This is a genomic window from Variovorax sp. 20P10.2.4 (assembly GCF_058244205.1).
The window spans coordinates 1-2,266 of sequence record NZ_JBZAYE010000911.1; the positions used below are offsets into that span (position 1 = coordinate 1).

1 protein-coding gene is annotated in these 2,266 nt (G+C 68.5%); it reads right to left on the reverse strand.

What is annotated here, in order from left to right; translation table 11 throughout:
• Positions 1 to 51 precede the first annotated feature (51 nt).
• On the reverse strand, positions 52 to 2,266 hold a 2,215-nt coding region (gene bcsA / locus AC27VN_RS39310; RefSeq protein ID WP_490880190.1), incomplete at its 5' end, for a UDP-forming cellulose synthase catalytic subunit.

Here is a 2,266-nt window from a genome sequence, read left to right on the forward strand (position 1 = left end):
CCGGACGGAAGGAGGGGGCGGCGCCGCGGCGCGGCGCTTTCGGAGTGATCGTCACGCGGTTTCCTTCTTCGTTCCGACGGAGCGCTTGGGCAGCCGCAGCCGCGAGAGGCCGGCCCGGTAGTAATGGGAGAACATGTCCTTGAAGCCGACCAGGCTGATGCTCGTCAGGTGGGCCAGCACGCGGTGCACGCCCACGCGCGGATGGTTGCCCCAGCGCGCGGCCCAGATGTCGGCGCGCGCGGTCGTGCACTGCACCAGCGCACGCTCCTGCGCGAAGCTCATCGGCGCGAAGCGGATGCCCAGGCGCTTGCCGTTGCTGAAGCGCACGGTGGCGGGGAAGCGCGATTCCGCGTCGCCGCGGAACAGAGCCACCTCGATCGGTTCGTCGGGCGCCAGCTTGACCTCGGTCGGCAGCTCCAGGCCCAGGCCGCCGGTCGAGAAGTCGAAGGTGTTGCAGCGCATCGAGTGGCCGTTGGCGAAGTACAGCGCCGCCGGCACGTCGAGCGTCACGCGGTGCGCGGCGCGCACCTGGCGCGACTCGTTGGCCGCCGCCACGCAGGCGCCGAGGATCATGAGGTTGTAGATGGTCCAGGCCAGGTTCAGCCACACGGTGGCGATGTTCTGCGGATCGACCCAGGTCAGGCGCCAGATGCCCAGCGCCACACCGATGAAGTTCAGCGCCAGCAGCACCAGGCTGGCCTTGGCGATCGAGGTGTCGAAGTACTGCTCCTGGATCAGGCCGCCCTTGGCCGTCACGTTGAAGCTGCCGAGCTTGGGATTGATCAGCGCCACCAGCGTGGGCCGGAAGATGTACCAGGCCAGCACCGCCTCATAGACCTCGTTCCACAGCAGGTAGCGGAAGCGCCCCTGGATCCGGCTGTTGGTCAGGTTGGCGTGCAGGATGTGCGGCAGCGCGAAGGCGAAGATCATCGAGGCCGAGGCATGGATCACGCTCGCGCCGAAGTACAGGTAGGCCAGCGGCGCCGTCAGGTAGATGAGCCGCGGCAGCCCGTACAGAAAGTGCAGCATCGCGTTGAGGTAGCACAGCCGCTGCGCCCAGTGCAGCCCGCGGCCGAACAGCGGGTTGTCGACGCGGAAGATCTGCGCCATGCCGCGCGCCCAGCGGATGCGCTGGCCCACGTGGCCCGAGAGGCTTTCGGTCGCCAGGCCCGCGGCCTGCGGCAGCGCGAGGTAGGCGGTGTTCCAGCCGCGGCGGTGCATCTTCAGCGCGGTGTGGGCGTCCTCGGTCACGGTCTCGACCGCGATGCCGCCGACTTCCTCGACCGCCGTGCGGCGCAGCACCGCGCACGAGCCGCAGAAGAAGCTCGCGTTCCACAGGTCGTTGCCGTCCTGGATCAGGCCGTAGAACAGCTCGCCCTCGTTGGGCACCGTGCCGAAGGTGTCGAGGTTGCGCTCGAAGGGATCGGCCGAGAAGAAATAGTGGGGCAGCTGGACCATGGCCAGCTTCGCGTCGCGGTTGAACCAGCCCATCGCGATCTGCATGAACGAGCGCGTGGGGATGTGGTCGCAGTCGAAGATCGCGACGAACTCGGCGCTGGTGTTCTTGAGCGCGGCATTGATGTTGCCGGCCTTGGCGTGGCGGTTGTTGTCGCGCGTGACGTGGGTCACGCCCACGGCATCGCAGAACTCGCGGAACTCGGGGCGCCGGCCGTCGTCGAGCACGTAGATCTTGATCTTGTCGCGCGGCCAGTCGATGGCCTGCGCGGCCAGCACCGTCGGGCGCACCACCGACATCGGCTCGTTGTAGGTCGGGATGAACAGGTCGATGCTCGGCCACTCGGCCGGGTCGGCGGGCAGCGGCGAGGGCTTGCGGCCCAGCGGCCAGGCGGTCTGGATGTAGCCCAGCAGCAGCACGACGAAGGCGTAGAGCTCGGCCATGAGCAGGCCCACGCCGAGCACCAGGTCGACGATGTTGTCCATGTACATCGTCTCGGTGATACGCCAGTAGGTGTAGCGCGAGGAGACGATCACCGACAGCAGCATCAGCACCAGGCCCGCGAAGTGGCCGCGGAAGCGGTTCACGAACAGGGCCGCGAGGAAGATGCCGATCGACAGCACCAGCTGCTGCTCGAAGGTCATGGGCGCGATGATCAGCGCCGGTGCCGTCGTGAGCAGGATCAGCCAGCCCAGCAGCCGCACCGGCCACAGGCGCAGGAAGGCCGGCGCGGGCCGCGGCGGGCGGTCGGCGCCCAACGGGGTATCGGGCGAGGGAGGCAGCGCGGAGCCTGCCTCGGATGCCGGCTGC